Source organism: Methylocystis sp. IM3 (genome assembly GCF_038070105.1).
GTDB lineage: Bacteria > Pseudomonadota > Alphaproteobacteria > Rhizobiales > Beijerinckiaceae > Methylocystis.
Genome location: NZ_JBBPBZ010000001.1, coordinates 243134 through 260381 on the forward strand (window position 1 = coordinate 243134; position 17248 = coordinate 260381).

Consider the following 17248-nt stretch of genomic DNA (forward strand, 5'->3'; position numbering starts at 1 on the left):
AATGCTGGTTGAGAGCGTCGTGCCTTTAGCGCGCCGACGTCTAGCGACGATTGGACCCAACGCCGTGCTCGCGGATGCGGCGCTGGCATTGTGCGACGGGCTGATAAATCTTGTGATCGTATGCAATCCTGATGGCACGATGGGCGGCGTTATCACCACATCGGATATCATACGTTGCCTTAGCCATTGTCAGTGCAGGAGACACGAATCTGGTGGCGGAGGGAAGAGGCTACATGCCGCAGACATGGAGTCGGAACACCGTAGTGTCTGCGCTTGTGCGATGAGTGTCGTGGAAGTGATGACACGGGACGTAAGATCATGTCGGCCGAACGTTTTGCTTTCTGATGTCTGGTCGCTAATGAAAAAGGAGAGGCTTCTGCACGTTCCCATCATAGACGAAGACGCAAAGCCTTTGGGAGTGCTCAACGCACGAGACGCACTGCAAGCGCTCTTGAGCGAGGTTGAAGAAGAAGAAGGGCTTCTGCGCGACTATGTCATGGGCATCGGGTATCATTGAGCGGTTATGCCATGAGGATAAGCCATCCAACCCGACGTGAAGAGAGCTTCGATGGTTCCCTATGACTTGCAATTGTCGGCAGAGGAAGTCGTTAACTTGCTGCGCGCCGAGATCGAAGCTGGGCGCGGTCAGCCCGAGCTGAACGTCGCCGCGGTCAAAGAATATGCAATCGAAGAGGAATTCGACTCCACTGCCTATGGAATCGAAAACGGAGAGGAATTCGATCTCGTCAGATCCATTGCGAGGCTCACGGTCGAACCTCGAGTTGAAGATGGATACTGGATCCTTGAGACTGTCGTTGAGCGAACGTTGGGTCCACGGCGAATCACCGAAGAGGAAGAATTTGCGTTCGGAGAGCTAAGCCTCGAGGAGTTTGAGGCGGAGCTATCCAATCCCGGACAGAAGAAAGTCATTGTGCGTCTGCAAGTCCAAAGTCCTGAAATCCGCGAAGATTTCGATCGTTGGTTAACCGATGCGCGAGCACGACACGCCGACGCCGAGTCGCAAGCCGACACTCCTTAAGAAATACTGATCTCCAATAGACCTATGATCCCGAAAAATCGGCGAAACAGGGTTTTTCTAATCGATCTTGGACTTTGTCCGGTGAACTTGGCGGTTCGGTTACAGCTGGCATTGAAGGTGCGGATATTGCGACGAGTTCTTCGTGGGGGTGAAGGACCCGCGATCAAGCGACTTTTTGGTCAGGATCGAGAACCAGATTTTGATCTGGTTTAGGCAGGAGGCGTGCGGCGGCGTGTAATGGTAGTGGACGTTCTTGTTGCGCTTTGGCGACATGTCGCGCTTGGGCTCGTCGATCGGGAGATTGTCAAGAACAATACGGACTTGGCGTCTCCGAAGACGCGGCAACGAACTAGCTTCATTGCCAACGTCGAGTATGGTGTTTTCGAGCAGCGCTCTATAAAGCCCAGGTCCATGCCGCCAGCCGCAGCAACATTCGAGATCGTGCTGACGCTCCATAAACTTGCGACCGATAAATCAAAGCTTTCTCAGGGAAGGCCAGTCGTAGCGGACATGAGACATCGCCGAGCGCCCCTGGCGAAGCGGTTCCTTACGATATTGGGCTCCGCGCCACGATCGCCGGCCTCGGAAAATGCCGACAAGGCGATGGCGCCCATCCGCACCCCCCATTTCGTCGCCGTGCCAGTCGTGCAGCCGGTCGCCGTCGTCTGCCGTCACCGGCGCGATTTGAGCCTTGAGAGGCGTGCGACGCTTCGTCTTGACCGAGCGCCAACATAAGCTCGGAACGCTGTTTGGCCATCGGTCATATGCGGGAAACGCTTCGCGTTTTGACGGCAGAGGCGCGCCTGTTTCCCTAATTAGGGCTTTGGTTCGCAGAGGGAACCTTCACGCGCGCTAGCTATTTATCCTTGGCTTTCTGCGTGGGTATTCGGTTTGAACCTGAGGTCGAATGATGCAAGCGGTCATCCCTTCTCCCCTCTGGCCCCTCATTTTGTATTGTGGCGCTGTTTTTGCGCTGATCGTCGTGATGATGAGCTCTTCTCACCTATTCGGGGAGAGACATGCGAGCAAAGCGACGATCGAGCCTTTCGAGTCGGGGATCGTAAGCGTCGGCGGCGCACGCTTTCGCTTTCCTGCGAAGTTTTATCTCGTCGCCATGTTCTTCGTGATCTTTGATCTCGAGACAGTTTTCATTTTTGCCTGGGCCATAGCCTTTCGCGATGTCGGCTGGGGTGGCTATTTCGAAATGTTGGTGTTCGTTGGCGTCCTTCTCGCCGCTCTAGTTTATTTGTGGCGGCTAGGGGCGCTCGATTGGGGGCCGCGGACGAGAGGCTTGTAACTCCGAGGATCATTCATGCGCTGGCGTTTGGACAAGGTTACGGAAAACGATCGGGATGCTTCGACCGCCTCGTTCGACGAGGCGGTTCGCAGACATTTGATCCTGACTAAACTGCAGGACATGGTCGCCTGGGGTCGAAAGAACTCGATATGGCCTTTCAATTTCGGCCTCTCCTGTTGCTACGTTGAGATGGCCACTGCTTTCACAAGCAAATATGACATCGCGCGTTTCGGCGCAGAGGTCCTCCGGTCGACGCCACGGGAAGCCGACCTTATCGTGATCTCCGGCACTGTCTTCATCAAGATGGCCCCGGTGATAAAGCGCCTATACGATCAAATGTTGGAACCGCGCTGGGTCATATCGATGGGGTCATGCGCCAATTCGGGCGGAATGTACGACATCTACAGTGTCGTCCAGGGAGTAGACGCCTTTCTCCCGGTTGATGTTTACGTGCCGGGCTGCCCCCCGCGTCCCGACGCCCTACTTGAAGGTCTAATTCTCCTGCAGCAATCAATCGGGAAGGAACGCCGGCCATTGAGTTGGACGATCGGCCCACAAGAGGTGATTCGTGCGAGACCTCCGAGTCTGCGTGATCTCAAGCGGCCTGACCGGCGGAAAACGACTGAGCTGCGTACGCCCGACAGAGTTTAACGAATGCGTGATGACCTTGCCATTCCCAGCGTTGTTCATGAACTTGAGGAACGATTCGGCGCTAACGTCCTCACGCCGCAGGAGACACATGACGGAATCCCGACCCTTTGGGTCGCCAAGGATGCCGCACATCCTATTTTGGCCTACCTGAAAACGAACATCGGCCGACCTTATCGTACCCTTTTCGATCTGACCGCCATCGACGAACGCCATCGACGCCGCCGCGAGGACCAACCGCGGAGTAACTTCACCGTCGTCTATCAATTGCTCTCCTATGAGCGAAACTCGGACGTCCGCATCAAGGTCGCGCTTACAGGCGAACCACCTTCGCTACCCAGCGTGACAGATCTCTGGCCAGCTGCAAATTGGTATGAGTGCGAAGCATGGGACATGTTCGGGATCGGCTTCCAAGATCATCCGCATCTGCGACGCATCCTCATGCCGCCAACTTGGGATGGCCATCCTTTACGCAAGGATCATCCCGCCCGCGCGACTGAATCCGGCTTATTTGAGCTGTCCTCGAAGAAAGAAGATTTCGAGCAAGAATCCCTGCGCTTCAAACCCGAAGATTGGGGACTGCAACGTCGACGCGACACGGATGAGTTCATGTTCTTGAATTTGGGCCCGAACCACCCGAGCGTTCATGGCGTATTTCGCATTGTTCTCCAACTCGATGGCGAGGAGATCGTCAATGCCGTTCCTGACATCGGCTATCACCATCGCGGCGCTGAGAAGATGGGCGAAAGACAATCATGGCACACGTATATCCCTTACACAGACCGCGTGGACTATCTGAGTGGTGTAATGAACAATTTTCCTTACGTGCTCGCTGTTGAAAAACTTGCCGGAATCAGTGTGCCAGATCGGGCGAAGGTGATCCGGATTATGCTTGCGGAATTGTTTCGCGTCATAAATCATCTGGTGTTCTACGGCACGATGGCCCAGGACGTCGGCGCACTCTCGCCGGTTTTTTATATGTTCACAGACCGTGAGCGTGCGTTCGGGGTCATAGAGGCCATCTGCGGCTTTCGTATGCATCCAGCCTGGTTCCGAATTGGCGGCGTGGCTCAGGATCTGCCTCAGGGATGGGACCATCTAGTCAGCGAGTTTGTCGCTTATATGTCGGCGCGGCTAAATGAATACGACAAGCTGGTGATGCAAAACCGAATCTTCAAGCTTCGAACGCGTGGAGTCGGCTCTTACTCCCTCGATGAAGCCATAGACTGGGGCGCCACTGGACCTGGTCTAAGAGCATGCGGATTCGAGTGGGATTATCGCAAAAAGCGACCTTATTCGGGCTATGAGCAATTCGACTTCGAAATACCAACCGGAGTTCATGGCGATTGTTACGACCGTACGGCGGTACGGGTTGAAGAAATTCGGCAGAGCCTGCGCATAATCGCACAGTGTCTCAAGAATATGCCCGCGGGTTCCTATAAGGCGCTGCACCCCGTCACAACGCCCCCGCTTAAGGAGCGCACAATACACGATATCGAGACGCTGATCGCCCATTTTCTCAACGTGAGTTGGGGGCCGGTGATACCTCCCGGCGAGGCGAGCGTTTGTATCGAAGCCTCGAAGGGCTTGAACAGTTATTACTTAATTAGCGACGGCGGCACGATGTCCTACCGAACGCGTATCCGCACGCCGTCGTTCCCTCATCTGCAGATGATTCCGTTGATGTGTCGCAACGCGATGGTGCCCGATCTAATTGCTGCTCTCGGCAGCATCGACTTTGTGATGGCGGATGTCGACCGTTGAGGAGCGAAATCATGTTGTCCTTCGACGAAAACAAAACAATTTCCAAACTGGCCGACCGCTACGAGAAGAAGCGCGGCGCTTGCGTCGAGGCGCTGAAGATGGTTCAGCGCTGGCGCGGTTGGATCTCCGATGAGGACCTTAACGACGTCGCGCGTTGCCTGGATATGTCGGCGGACGAGCTCGACGGTGTCGCGACCTTCTACAATCTCATATTCCGCCACCCAGTTGGATGGCATACCATCCTGATCTGCGATAGCGTCTCTTGCTGGATCATGGGGTGCAGTGCGCTGCGCGATCATTTAGAGAAAGAGCTTCATTTGAAGCTTGGGGAAACCACAGCCGATGGGCGCTTCACCCTGCTGCCCACGGCTTGCCTCGGAGCTTGCGACCATGCGCCAGTGATCATGATCGACGGCGATCTGCACGGCGACCTTTCTCCTGGTAAGCTGAGCGAAGCTCTCGCTTCATACCGGTGACGGACGCGTCAATGGAGCGACCCCTCACCAAAAACATCCGTCCGGGTGAAGAGCCGTTATCGCTCGAAGCTTATGTGCGCATGGGAGGCTATGAAGCGGTGCGGAAGGCGCTTCGCGAGATGACGCCAGACGATGTGGTAAAGATGGTCACAGAATCTAACTTAAGAGGTCGCGGGGGCGCGGGATTCCCGACGGGCAGGAAATGGAGCTTAGCGCCCAAGGATGACCGACGCCCGAGGTATTTCGTTGTCAACGCCGACGAAATGGAGCCCGGCGCATTCAAAGACCGGATGCTGCTTGAAGGCAATCCCCATCAGTTGATTGAAGGGATTGTGGTGAGCGCTTTCGCCACGCATGCAAATGTCGCGTTCATTTTCCTTCGAGCCGAATATACGCTCGCCGCCCGTCGCCTCGAGCGCGCGATCGCCGAGGCCTACGCCAAGGGTTATCTTGGCAGGAGCATCGTCGAGTCGGACTTCGACCTCGCGCTCCATCTTCACACAGGCGCCGGCCGGTATATCTGCGGCGAGGAAACCGCCCTCCTTACAGCGCTCGAAGGCAACCGCGCTATTCCCCGGGCGAAGCCGCCTTACCCGCAAACCAGCGGGCTCTGGGGCAAGCCCACCATCATCAACAATGTCGAGACCGTTGTTAACGTGCCCCACATTATCAATCGAGGCGCCGAGTGGTTCCGGGGTCTCAGCCGCGGCTCGGACGGGGGCACAAAAATTTATGGGCTAAGCGGCCACGTGAAGCATCCCGGCTCATGGGAGCTCCCGATGGGAACGACGATTCGGGAAATCCTCGAGGAGCATGGCGGGGGAATGCGCGAAGGCTATAGCTTTCGCGCGCTATTGCCGGGCGGCGCCTCGACCGAATTTCTCCTGGAGGAGCATCTCGACGTAGCCATGGACTTCCAATCCGTAGAAGAGGTCGGAAGCCGCCTGGGAACCGGCACGATAATTGTTCTCGACGGACAAACCTGCCCCGTCGGGATGCTGCATAATCTTGAGCATTTTTTCGCGAGAGAGTCTTGTGGGTGGTGCACGCCATGTCGCGACGGCTTGCCGTGGACGGAACGGATTCTGGCCGCCTTCGAGGAAGGGGAAGGAGAGCCGGGCGATCTCGAGATCTTGGCCATGCACACGCAATTCCTCGGCCCCGGCAAAACATTCTGCGCGCTCGCCCCTGGCGCGATGGAGCCGCTCAAGAGCGGACTCCGGTATTTTCGGAAGGATTTCGAGCGCCATATCACAGAGAAGCGATGCCCCTGGAGGTAGAACCGTGACGACGCTCCACATTGACGGGGAGGAATACGACGTCGAGACGGGCGACAATCTCCTGCACGCTTGCCTCTCGCTAGGACTAAATGTCCCCTACTTCTGCTGGCATCCAGCGATGGGTTCGGTTGGCGCTTGCAGACAATGCGCAGTGAAGCTGTTTCACGACGAAACCGACGCGCGTGGCCGCATTGTTATGTCATGCATGACGCCCGCGACGGACAACGCGCGTCTCTCCGTCAACGATCCTGAGGTAATCGCCTTTCGGGCGAGCGTCATCGAATGGCTGATGACAAATCACCCCCATGATTGCCCAGTATGCGAGGAAGGAGGCGAGTGTCATCTGCAAGATATGACGTTGATGACGGGACATATTTACCGGCGTTACCGGTTTAAAAAGCGGACGCATAAGAACCAGTATCTTGGCCCTTTTCTCACCCACGAGATGAATCGGTGTATCGCATGCTATCGTTGCGTTCGCTTCTATCGCGATTATGCGGGAGGGCGCGACTTCGACGTTTTCGCCATACACCGCAATGTTTATTTCGGCCGCCACGACGACGGCGTGCTCGAAAACGAATTCAGCGGCAACCTAGCCGAGGTATGCCCGACGGGCGTTTTCGACGACAAGCCATTCGCAGCACTTTACAACCGCAAATGGGACCTCGCGGCGGCGCCGTCGATCTGCGTCCATTGCGGCGTCGGCTGCAATACATCGGTCAATGCGCGCCTTGGAGCCGTGCATCGTGTCATCAACCGATACAATGGCCAGATCAATGGCTATTTCCTATGCGATCGAGGCAGATTCGGTCGCGGCTTCCTCGATGTCGAGAGCCGAGCGCGGCAAGCTTTTAGGCGGCTAAGCAAAGGCGCCGCGCTAGAATATGCGACAAAAAGCCAAGCGCTCGATCATTTCGGTCGAATCCTCACTGGCGGCAAGGCGATCGGAATCGGATCGCCACGCGCCTCGCTGGAGGCTAATTTCGCGCTCCGCGAGTTGGTTGGCGCTGAAAACTTTTATCTGGGCGTGTCAGAGCCACAACAAGAACTCATCGCCCTAACGCTAGAAATCCTGCGGGACGGGCCGGCCGGAACCGCTTCGGTTAAGGATGCGGAGCAAGCGGACGGCATATTGGTGCTTGGCGAGGATGTTGCAAACACTGCGCCTCGCTTTGCCTTGGCCCTTCGTCAGGCGGCCCGCCAGAGATCATTGGAGATGGCGGACAAACTCAAGATACCAAGATGGCAAGACGCAGGCGTGCGAGAAGCGGCCGGGGGACAAAGAAGTCCCTTTTTTATCGCGACTCCCGACGCGACACGGCTCGATGACGTGGCCACGCGAGTTTACCGCGCCGCTTCTGATGACATCGCCCGGTTCGGTTTTGCTGTCGCTCATGAAATTGATGACGCGGCGCCGCTGGTTCACGATCTCTCGGACGAGATCCGCGCGGTCGCCTGTCAGGTCGCTCAAGGGCTCAAAGAGGCGAAGCGCCCATTGGTCGTCGCGGGCGCAAGTTGCGTCAGCAGGCCTGTGGTCGAGGCCGCCGCCAACGTCGCCTGGGCTTTGCGACGGACCTCCCGCTCAGCCAAGCTTTATCTGGCCTTGCCGGAATGCAACAGCATGGGGCTCGGTCTGATGGGCGGAGGAACACTGCCGAGCGCCTTGCGCGCCCTAAAGGAGGGGACCGCGGACACGCTGATCGTGCTCGAGAATGACCTCTACAGACGCGCCGACGCGGCTACCGTCGAGAGTTTTTTCAAGCTCGCGCGTGACGTCGTCGTTCTCGATCAGCTGCTCCACGACACCGCTCGCAAAGCAACGCTCGTGCTGCCGGCGGGCGCCTTCGCCGAAGTCGATGGCACGCTTGTCAACAGCGAGGGGCGGGCGCAACGCTACTTCAAGGTTCTCGCGCCGGCCGGAGAAATCCAAGAGAGCTGGCGATGGCTGAGCGATGGGCTGGCGTGGGTAGGCCGCGCGCCTCATCCACCCTGGTTACAGTTGGATGATGTCATCGCGGCTTGCGCGACGGCAATTCCTGCTCTCTCGCCGATCACGCGCGCCGCGCCGTCGGCGGATTTCCGCGTTAGCGGCAGCAAAATCGCGCGGGATCCGCACCGATATAGCGGCCGCACCGCCATCGACGCGGGACGGACGATACATGAGCCAAAACCGCCCGACGATCCTGACACCCCATTCTCCTATTCGATGGAAGGCTACTACGGCCCTCTGCCATCTGCCCTTATCCCATACTTCTGGACCCCGGGTTGGAACTCTGTCCGCGCTCTAAACAAATTCCAGGAGGAGGTTGGCGATGCGCTGCGAGGTGGCGACCCGGGCGTTCGACTCATTGAGCCTCGACCGCAGGCGACGCCGCGTTATTTCGACAAAGCGCCGGCGGCGTTCAAGCCACGGCGCGACGAATGGATTATCGCTCCGCTCTATGAGGTCTTTGGCAGCGAGGAGCTGAGCGGCACGGCGCCCGCCGTGCGCGAGCGCGTTCCCGCGCCATATATCGCGCTCAACCTTCAGGACGCCGCGCGCTTGCATGTCGGGGAAGGCGGACTGGTTGCCGTCAGCGTGGAAGACGCAGTTTTTCGCTTGCGTGTGAAAGTGCGGCCGGCGCTGCCGCCGGGCGTCGCCGGCGCCGTCATGGGGCTTTCGGGATCGATCGATGCCCGCTTGCCGGCCTGGGGAAAAATTACGCCCGCCTATGGCATAAGCAAGGGTCAGCCGCGATGAATGAACTCGCGTCCGGAGTTGGGAACGCCATCGGCATTTTGGCCGCGCTCGTGGGGTTCGCCGCCTTGTTGACTTGGATCGAACGCCGGCTTCTCGGTCTCTTTCAGGATCGTTATGGTCCCAACCGAGTCGGACCATTCGGCGTTTTCCAGCTTGTCGCCGACATGATCAAAATTCTGTTCAAGCAGGATTGGATTCCCCCCTTTGCGGATCGTGCCTCCTTCGTGCTGGCCCCCGCCATCGTCATGTCGGCGACGCTCATCGCCTTCGCGGTGGTTCCAATAGCTCCTGGCATCGGCGTGGTCGACCTCAGCATCGGGGTCCTCTTCTTCCTGGCGATGTCCTCGCTCGCCGTATACAGCCCAATCCTGGCAGGCTGGGCCTCGAACAGTAAATATTCGCTCCTAGGCGGAGTGCGCGCCGCGGCGCAGATGCTGAGTTACGAGATTTTCATGGGGCTATCTCTCTTAGGGGTTGTCATGCTCGCTGGCTCGTTCGACTTAAGGGACATTGTCCTGTCGCAACGCGATTTGTGGTACGTCGTCCCCCAATTCTTGGGCTTCATCACATTTTTGATAGCGGGCGTCGCAGAAACACGCCGTCTTCCCTTCGATCTCCCTGAGGCCGAGAGCGAGCTCGTCGCGGGCTTCCATACGGAATACTCAGGTATGAAATTCGGGATCTTTTTCATTGGCGAGTATGTCGGGATCACTCTCATCTCGGCCATGATCGTGACGTTATTTTTTGGCGGCTGGCTGGGGCCGGCGCTTCCGCCGCTCCTTTGGTTCCTAGTGAAGACAGGCTCCTTCGTCGGCTTCTTCATCCTGATGCGCGCGGCGTTGCCACGGCCGCGCTATGACCAGCTGATGACCTTTGGCTGGAAAGCAATGTTACCCCTGACGCTCTTGAACCTCACCGTGACCGGCGCCGTCGCGCTTATCGCGTGAAACTGTTGGAAGGGAAGCGCGATGTTTAGTTCGCTTCTGTCGCTCTGGACGGTCTTCCTTCACCTTTTTCGGCGTCGCGTGACAGTGCAATATCCGGAGGAGAAGCCCTACCTCCCGCCTCGCTTTCGCGGGCGCATCATATTGTCTCGAGACCCCGACGGCGAGGAACGTTGTGTCGCCTGTTATTTATGCGCCGTCGCATGCCCTGTAGATTGCATCGCGCTCCAAAAAACGGAGGACGAGCACGGGCGCTGGCGGCCCGAGTTCTTTCGCATCAATTTCTCGCGCTGCATCTTTTGCGGCTTCTGCGAAGAGGCCTGCCCGACATTCGCGATCCAATTGACCCCTGATTTCGAGATGAGCGAATATGAGAGATCGAACCTCGTCTACGAAAAAGAAGATTTACTGATTAGTGGAGTCGGTAAGTATCCTGACTATAGCTTCTGGCGCATCGCGGGCAAGTCGATCGGCGGCAAGGATAAGGGTGAAGCAGAGCGCGAGGAAGCGCCGATCGACGTACGAGGGTTGATGCCGTGACGAGTTGAGTCCCGATCGTAGGCGCTTGAATGCGAAGCGATAAAAAAGGATGGCGAGTTATGGCGACAGCATTTTACATCGCATCGGCTATCGCCGTTGTCGCCACCGCGAGAGTGGTCGTCAATGACAACGCTATTCATGCGCTCCTTTACCTGATCGTCTCGCTGCTCGCCACGGCGATCATCTTCTTCATTCTTGGCGCGCCCTTCGCCGCCGCGCTGGAAGTGATCATCTATGCCGGCGCCATTGTCGTTCTTTTCGTATTCGCCATTATGATTCTCAACCTTGACGAAGCCGCCGCCAGAGAGGAGCGACGTTTGCTCACGCCATCAATTTGGATCGGGCCCTCGATCCTAACGGCGCTTCTCCTCGGCGAACTTGGCTATATTCTATGGCGCGGCGCCCCCCTGACTCAAAGCGGCGCCGCCATAGGCCCGCGGCAAGTGGGGGCATCGCTTTTCGGCCCCTATGTTCTCGCAGTCGAACTTGCGTCCCTGCTGCTGCTCGCCGGCCTCATCGGCGCCTACCACCTTGGACAGCATGAACGCCATCCTCAGAAGGAATTGACAGAAACGGAGGAGTGAACAATGAGCCCAATTCCTGCGCAACACGGCTTGTTGCTCGCCATCGCCCTCTTTGGACTTGGCGCGATTGGCGTCTTGGCCCGCCGGAACCTGATCTTCATGTTGATGTCGATCGAGATCATGCTCAACGCGGCGTCGCTTGCCTTCATCGTGGCTGGGTCGCGGTGGGCGCAAGCTGACGGCCAAATCATGTTTATCCTGATACTTACGCTGGCTGCGGCGGAGGTTTCGGTCGGTCTCGCGCTCATCCTACAGATCTTCCGGCGCCTTGGTACGCTCGACAGCGACGCCGCGAGCCGGATGCGAGGATAGAATGCTCGCGCTTCTCCCGCTCGTCCCCGGCCTGCCCCTCCTCGGTTCCGCCATGTTGTTTGTCTCCTCTGGCGCTCTGCCGAGGCCTTGGATTGCGGTAATCGGCGTTGGCTCCGTTGCGATCTCGATGATCCTCGCCTTTGCTCTTTCAGCCATCTTCCTTATGTCGCCTCAACCCTACAGCCACGTCTTGTGGAGCTGGATCGCCGTCGATATTTTTAGGCCGCGCATCGGCTTTTACCTCGACGCACTATCCGTCGTGATGATGCTGGTCATCACCTTTGTCAGCCTTCTCATCCATCTTTATTCAACAGAATTCATGGACAAGGATGAGGGATACAGCCGCTACTTCGCGTATATGAATCTCTTCGTCGCCACGATGCTCATTCTGGTTTTGGCGGATAATCTTCTATTGCTCTATCTCGGATGGGAAGGCGTCGGCCTTTGCAGCTATCTTTTGATCGGCTTCTGGTATAGCGACCCTGCACATGGACGAGCGGCGCGCAAGGCGTTTATCGTCACGCGCGTCGGCGATACGGCGATGGTGATCGGCCTCTTCTTTCTCTTCGTCAATTTGGAGACGCTGGATATTCAACATCTGATGCGCCGGGCGGCTGGAAGCTGGTCCGTGGGTTCCGGATCCGCGATGACGGCGGCGGCGCTGCTGCTCGGCGGCGCATTGGGCAAATCAGCGCAGCTGCCGCTGCAAGTCTGGCTACCCGACGCAATGGCCGGCCCTACGCCTGTCAGCGCTCTTATTCATGCGGCGACCATGGTCACGGCAGGGGTCTACCTTATCGCTCGGCTAAATGTCCTTTATGAGCTCGCGCCCGCGGTTCATGGCGCTGTTGCAGTGATCGGGGTGTTGACTTTGCTTCTCGCATCCTTCAGCGCGCTCAACCAGAACGACATCAAGCGAATACTCGCTTATTCGACGATCAGCCAAATCGGCTACATGTTCTTGGCGCTTGGGGTCGGCGCCTGGTCGGCTGCAATCTTCCACTTCATGACGCACGCCTTCTTCAAAGCGCTATTGTTTTTGTCGGCGGGAGTTGTCGTTCAGCGGCTTGGCGAAGAGCACGACATCTTCAAGATGGGCGGCCTCCGTCAGCGATTACCGCTCGCCTTTTGGAGCTTTTTGATCGGCAGCGCCTCGCTAGCCGCGTTCCCGCTTATCACCGCGGGCTTTTACAGCAAGGATCGTATTCTGGCCGCGGCGTGGTCGAGCGGCCCCGGGGGCAATTCGCTATGGGTCGGCGGCGTGGCCGGCGCCTTCCTCACTGCGCTCTATATCTTCCGCGCCGTTTTTATCGCCTTCTTCGGCGAGGCGAAGATCGAGCCGTGCGGGCGCACCGGCAGTCGTATCGCCGTCCCCCTTGTCGTTTTGTCCGTGCTTGCCGTCGTGGGCGGCTTTGTCGAGCTCCCGCCATATTTGGGGAACGCCCCAAATTTCAGCTCCCTCATGCAGTTGACGCTGCCCGTCTCTCGGTTCGAGCCGGGACAGGGCGTGGAGGGCTTGTCCATGCTCATCTCGGCGATCGCCTCCCTGCTCGGCATCTATGCCGCCTATATCGCTTTCCATCGCCGGCCGGCCTTCATTCAAACAATGATTCGAGCCCCGGCGACTCTCGCATTGGCGAAATTCTGGGCGAGAGGCTGGGGATTTGACTGGCTCTATGATCACGCTCTGGTGCAACCATATCTCTGGGCGGCGCGCTTCAGTCGGACGGACCTTATCGATGCAATCTATACCACACTCGCTTTGCTGAGCGCCGAGGCCCATCGCTTGCTCAGTCAGATGCAGACGGGCCGAGTCCGCTGGTACGCCGCCGGAGTCGCAGGCGGCGCCGTTCTCGCCATAGCGGTTGCGGTGTTCGCATGACGCTCGTCTGGCTGATCCTTGTTCCAATGCTCGGCAGCGTGCTCGCTTGGCTTGCCGCGTGGTGGCCGGGCGGAGCCGCACCGCGCTGGATCGCGCTGATCATACTTGCGATCGATCTCATCCTCGCCCTCGCGGCGGCGGCCGGAAGCGACGCCGCCCTCCCCGATAATGAGGCTTGGCTTGCTCAGATCAATTGGCCTTGGATTCCGCAATTGGGAGCGAGACTCCATCTTGGCATGGACGGCTTGAGCCTGTTGCTGATCCTTCTCACGATCTCGCTCGGCCTAGTCGCCGTGCTGGCTTCTTGGAGCGAGATCACGGAACGGCTCGGCTTCTTCCATTTTAATCTCCTGCTCACGCTCGCTGGCGTCGTCGGCGTCTTTCTGGCCTTCGATCTGCTTCTCTTCTTCTTTTTCTGGGAGCTGATGCTAGTTCCTATGTATTTCGTCATCGCGATCTGGGGGCATGAGCAACGCGTTTATGCAGCCACCAAATTCTTTCTGTTCACTCAAGGAAGCGGCCTCCTCATGCTGGCCGCTATCCTGGCGCTGTTCTTCATCGAGCTGCAGCAGCACGGGGCGGCGACATTCGACTACTTCGCGCTCTCACAGGCGCAGATCGATCCTGCGACGCAAATGTGGATCATGCTCGGCTTTTTCGTCGCCTTCGCGGTCAAGCTGCCAATTGTGCCGTTGCATACATGGCTGCCCGATGCTCACAGCGAAGCGCCGACGGCCGGCAGCGTCATCCTCGCGAGCCTGCTTTTGAAGACAGGCGCCTATGGCTTGTTGCGCTTCGCGGTGCCGCTCTTCCCAGCCGCGGCGACGGCGTTCGCGCCCGTGGCGATGACCCTCGGCGTGATTGGAATTCTTTACGGCGCGCTGCTCAGCTTCGCCCAATACGACATCAAGCGACTCATCGCATACACCAGCGTCAGCCATATGGGTTTCGTTCTGCTCGGGATATACGCCTGGAACACGCTGACCCTGCGCGGCGCCCTCATGCAAATGCTCGCGCATGGCTTCAGCACGGGCGGGCTTTTCATCTTGGCCGGCGCACTTCAGGAAAGGCTCCACACGCGCGACATGTCGCGCATGGGAGGTTTATGGTCGAGCATGCCGCGTCTCTCAGGACTTGGAATGGTTTTCGCAATCGCGTCGCTTGGGCTGCCAGGACTCGGAAATTTTGTCGGCGAGTTCCTGGTGCTCGTAGGCGTCTTCCAGGCTTTTCCGATGCTCGGCGTCGCCGGGGCGCTGGCCCTCGTCGCATCCGCCATCTATGCTCTCGCCTTCGTTCAGCGCGTCTTTCATGGACCGCGGCAAGAATCCACGACGCTCGTCGACCTCGACGCGCGTCACCTCGGCGTGTTGGCGGTGATGAGCGCGATACTGATCTGGTTCGGCCTGTTCCCCCAACCGGTTTTCGAGGCGGCAAACCGAGCGCTCGGCGAGTTACAGCGCACCGTCTTCGAACGCCAGATCGCGGGAAAATGATCGATGCGCGGCGCCGATTTCATCGCCATCATGCCCTTCCTCGTACTCGGCGCCTCTCTAATCGCAGTCCTACTGGCGATTGCGTTTCGTCGCCGTCACGGAATAACCGCCACGCTAACGCTGCTTGGGCTTGGGCTTTCGCTGGTTTCCTTGTGGCCCGCCGCGTCTGTTTCTCCCGTTCAAGTGACGCCCCTTCTGCTCATCGACGGCTATGCGATTTTTTACCTCGGTCTCATTCTCGCCGCCAGTTTCGTCATTCTCTTGTTGTCGCATGGATATCTGGCGGTCCGCCACGATTCTCCCGAAGAGTACTATCTGTTCGAGGGCCTCGCGACAGTGGGAGCCGGCGCTCTCGTCGCCAGCAACCACTTTGCTTCTTTCTTTCTCGGTCTCGAGATTCTCACCATTTCCTTGCTCGGGTTGATTGCTTATCCCCGCACAGAAGAAAGACCCGTCGAGGCCGGAGTCAAATACTTGATCCTCGCGGGGCTCTCTTCCTCATTCCTGCTTTTCGGCATGGCGCTTGTGTATGCTCGGCTGGGCACGCTCGAGTTCGCGCGCATAGGCTCCTTCCTAAATGCGTCCCAGGACGCCCCGTTCGACCTTTATTGGCTGACGAGCCTGGCGCTCATCATAACGGGGATTGGATTTAAGCTGTCGATCGTGCCCTTTCACATGTGGGCGCCGGATATCTACGAGGGGGCGCCGGCACCCGTGGCGGCGATTGTCGCGGCAATCTCGAAAGGCGCCGTGTTGGCTCTTTTCTTGCGCCTTTTTTTAACGACCGGCGCGCGCACCTCCAACTCGGTGGTCATATTGATCAACGTTTTAGTCATTGCATCGATAATGGTTGGCAACCTGCTTGCTCTTCAGCAAAACAACGTCAAGCGGATCCTCGCCTATTCGTCGGTCGCGCATCTCGGTTACTTATTAATCGCGTTTCTTGTCGGCGGCGATCTCGCAATCGAAGCTGTAAGTTACTATCTTGTCGCCTATTTCGTTGCTACTGTGGGCGCCTTCGGCGTTATCACGGTTCTTTCGACATCGGACAACGAGATGGAGATCGAGTTACTCGAGGACTATCGAGGCTTGATTTGGCGAAGACCCTTGATCGGCGGAGTTTTCGCCCTCACGCTGCTCTCCCTCGCCGGAGTTCCTCCCACAATGGGGTTTTTCGCAAAATTCTATGTTCTCAAGGCTGGCGTCAGCGCCGAGATGTGGCCTGCAGTCGCGGCTCTCGTCGTCGGCAGCATCATCGCCTTATTCTATTATCTTCGGGTGATAGTAGCTTTGTGCGCGACACCTGGCGTTTGGCGGCACGATGCAAAGACGCCCTTCACAAGTGTCGTCGTGCTCGCTACGCTCACCTTGGCGTTGGTCGGACTCGGCGTCTTTCCAACGTCGTTAATTGACATGATCCAAGTCGTCGCACAAATGTCGATCAAATAGCGCTTTCGATTGTAGAGCCAATGGAACCCGAGGCGCGGGCTGCTTTTCATTACCAGGCGCGGCGTAGGTCAGCGAGAACGATAGGGAGACCTGAGTCGCTTCATTGTCTTTCTGCCTCCGTTCGCGGAGCAGGAAGCAACTGCCATTTGAGCTCCTGTTTCGAGTCAAAATTGCAAGGCCTGTGAGCGATTACCTCTGCTTCACCGGGATACGCCTCGAGGCAACGTCCGGTATATTGGCTCGAGCTGGGCTCGACCAGCGAATTGATCGCCACAGGAGATTGGTATTTTACGTAACCGTTTAGTAGAGTCTCCAACTCGGATCGACGAACGTAAGCGGATAAATCATCCGGCCTCGCATACTTGTTCAATCGTGTTTCCAACGAACTCACTCGTTCATTCAGAGAGCGGACCATTTTCGTGAGACATTCAATCCTGGAATTGGCCGATCCTCTACGCAGATCGCAAGCGACTGCTTCTTGCGCAAGTGCTCCGGTCGAGGTCGACAGAAACATACCGACAACTAGAGCGGAGGTCATGTTGCGTGACATTGGGGGTCTCGTACATCATGGGGCGCGGTCTTGCCGCAATGCGGATCGCTCGCATCGAAAAATGCTGTCGTCGGGAGGTTTTGGGTTACTCCCACATTTTGTCGGAGTGAATTTTTCTATCGGACGGGCACACGATTTCGAAAGCTAGCTGCTCCGCCGGTAATCTGGGTTCCGCTTCCCAATCAGCAAGCGTAACAGGCATTCCTTCGGCTTCTTGTGATTCCGCTGGGAGATGTGGTCCGCGCTGCTC

16 protein-coding genes are annotated in these 17248 nt (G+C 57.7%); 15 read left to right on the plus strand and 1 reads right to left on the minus strand.

Going from position 1 to position 17248, the window contains the following annotated elements; genetic code table 11:
• The first annotated feature begins 1 nt into the window (after position 1).
• Both WOC76_RS01185 and WOC76_RS01190 read left to right on the plus strand, forming a co-directional pair.
• The gene (locus tag WOC76_RS01185; RefSeq protein ID WP_341102904.1) at positions 2-517 is read left to right on the plus strand and encodes a CBS domain-containing protein; all 516 of its coding nucleotides are present in this window, start codon (positions 2-4) and stop codon (positions 515-517) included.
• A 51-nt stretch (positions 518-568) separates the two neighbouring features.
• Positions 569-1039, plus strand: a complete 471-nt coding sequence (locus WOC76_RS01190; protein WP_341102905.1) for a hypothetical protein — start codon at positions 569-571, stop codon at positions 1037-1039.
• Positions 1040-1138: 99 nt separating this feature from the next.
• Here the strand turns inward: WOC76_RS01190 and WOC76_RS24175 are convergent, their stop codons facing one another.
• A complete protein-coding gene (locus WOC76_RS24175; RefSeq protein ID WP_341102907.1) occupies positions 1139-1495 on the minus strand; it encodes a transposase in 357 nt (118 codons plus the stop codon).
• 451 nt (positions 1496-1946) lie between these two features.
• On the opposite strand from WOC76_RS24175, the gene ndhC reads away from it, so the two are divergent.
• Genes ndhC through WOC76_RS01255 form a run of 13 tightly spaced genes read left to right on the plus strand, consistent with a single transcriptional unit; the run spans position 1947 to position 16448 of the window.
• Positions 1947-2336: an NADH-quinone oxidoreductase subunit A gene (gene ndhC, locus WOC76_RS01195; protein ID WP_341102911.1), complete on the plus strand. Its 390-nt coding sequence runs from the start codon at positions 1947-1949 to the stop codon at positions 2334-2336.
• A 15-nt stretch (positions 2337-2351) separates the two neighbouring features.
• Positions 2352-2987 (plus strand): NADH-quinone oxidoreductase subunit B, encoded by a 636-nt coding sequence (locus WOC76_RS01200; RefSeq protein WP_341389995.1) that lies wholly within the window; start codon positions 2352-2354, stop codon positions 2985-2987.
• A 3-nt stretch (positions 2988-2990) separates the two neighbouring features.
• Positions 2991-4748 carry an NADH-quinone oxidoreductase subunit C/D gene (nuoC, locus tag WOC76_RS01205; RefSeq protein WP_341102915.1) on the plus strand — a complete coding sequence of 586 codons (1758 nt, stop codon included), beginning with the start codon at positions 2991-2993 and terminating at the stop codon, positions 4746-4748.
• Between the two features lie 11 nt (positions 4749-4759).
• On the plus strand, positions 4760-5224 hold the full coding sequence (gene nuoE / locus WOC76_RS01210; RefSeq protein ID WP_341102917.1) for an NADH-quinone oxidoreductase subunit NuoE: 465 nt from the start codon (positions 4760-4762) through the stop codon (positions 5222-5224).
• Positions 5225-5235: 11 nt separating this feature from the next.
• Complete coding sequence (gene nuoF, locus WOC76_RS01215) at positions 5236-6504, plus strand: NADH-quinone oxidoreductase subunit NuoF (protein WP_341102919.1); 1269 nt, start codon at positions 5236-5238, stop codon at positions 6502-6504.
• 4 nt (positions 6505-6508) lie between these two features.
• Positions 6509-9244: an NADH-quinone oxidoreductase subunit NuoG gene (gene nuoG / locus WOC76_RS01220; RefSeq protein WP_341389994.1), complete on the plus strand. Its 2736-nt coding sequence runs from the start codon at positions 6509-6511 to the stop codon at positions 9242-9244.
• Complete coding sequence (nuoH, locus tag WOC76_RS01225) at positions 9241-10191, plus strand: NADH-quinone oxidoreductase subunit NuoH (RefSeq protein ID WP_341431230.1); 951 nt, start codon at positions 9241-9243, stop codon at positions 10189-10191. The genes nuoG and nuoH overlap by 4 nt, the downstream gene beginning before the upstream one ends.
• Positions 10192-10212: 21 nt before the next feature.
• Positions 10213-10728 carry an NADH-quinone oxidoreductase subunit NuoI gene (gene nuoI / locus WOC76_RS01230; protein WP_341102925.1) on the plus strand — a complete coding sequence of 172 codons (516 nt, stop codon included), beginning with the start codon at positions 10213-10215 and terminating at the stop codon, positions 10726-10728.
• Between the two features lie 59 nt (positions 10729-10787).
• Entirely contained in the window at positions 10788-11312 is a 525-nt protein-coding gene (gene nuoJ / locus WOC76_RS01235) for an NADH-quinone oxidoreductase subunit J (RefSeq protein WP_341431231.1), read from the plus strand.
• A gap of 3 nt (positions 11313-11315) precedes the next feature.
• Entirely contained in the window at positions 11316-11624 is a 309-nt protein-coding gene (gene nuoK, locus WOC76_RS01240) for an NADH-quinone oxidoreductase subunit NuoK (protein ID WP_341102930.1), read from the plus strand.
• Position 11625: 1 nt separating this feature from the next.
• On the plus strand, positions 11626-13506 hold the full coding sequence (gene nuoL / locus WOC76_RS01245) for an NADH-quinone oxidoreductase subunit L (RefSeq protein ID WP_341102932.1): 1881 nt from the start codon (positions 11626-11628) through the stop codon (positions 13504-13506).
• A complete protein-coding gene (gene nuoM, locus WOC76_RS01250; RefSeq protein WP_341102934.1) occupies positions 13503-14999 on the plus strand; it encodes an NADH-quinone oxidoreductase subunit M in 1497 nt (498 codons plus the stop codon). The genes nuoL and nuoM overlap by 4 nt, the downstream gene beginning before the upstream one ends.
• A gap of 3 nt (positions 15000-15002) precedes the next feature.
• A complete protein-coding gene (locus tag WOC76_RS01255; protein WP_341102935.1) occupies positions 15003-16448 on the plus strand; it encodes an NADH-quinone oxidoreductase subunit N in 1446 nt (481 codons plus the stop codon).
• Positions 16449-17248: the final 800 nt, after the last annotated feature.